This window comes from Pseudoalteromonas sp. S3178 (assembly GCF_005886985.1).
GTDB classification, from domain to species: Bacteria; Pseudomonadota; Gammaproteobacteria; order Enterobacterales; family Alteromonadaceae; genus Pseudoalteromonas; species Pseudoalteromonas carrageenovora.
On the sequence record NZ_PNCW01000571.1, the window covers coordinates 1 to 451 of the forward strand.

Annotated in this window: 1 protein-coding gene; it reads left to right on the forward strand. The window is 42.8% G+C overall.

Annotated features, from left to right (window positions below; all coding sequences use genetic code 11):
- Positions 1–451, forward strand: a 451-nt coding sequence (locus tag CWC11_RS22260) for an acetate and sugar kinases/Hsc70/actin family protein (protein WP_502704835.1), incomplete at both ends; no start/stop codon positions are given.

The window sequence follows — 451 nt, forward strand, 5'->3', positions numbered from 1 at the left end:
TGGCGCCAGTACTGAAGTGGTAATTGGTCAGGGTTTCAGTGCTGAGCTTTATAAAAGTTTAGATATGGGGTGTGTTACTTTCCTAGAAAAGTACTTTTGTGATGGCACCTTGAGTAAAAATAATTTTAATAAAGCGATATCCGCGGCTGCGATAGAGATTGCTCCGATACAATCGCAATACATCGATATGGGTTGGGAGTTAGCTATCGGTGCATCTGGTACTATTCAAGCAATTCAAGAAATATTAGCCGCTTCGGGCGAAAGTGAAGTGTTGACACTTGAGCGCTTATTGGCAATTCAAAAACAAACGATGCAGTATGCAAGCATTGCGCAACTCCAGCTTCCAGGCTTGAGTGAAGAGCGACGTCTGGTGTTTGTTTCTGGATTAGCGATTTTAATTGCTTTGTTTCGAAGTTTAGAAATCCAACAAATGGGTCTTGCTGGAGGGGCG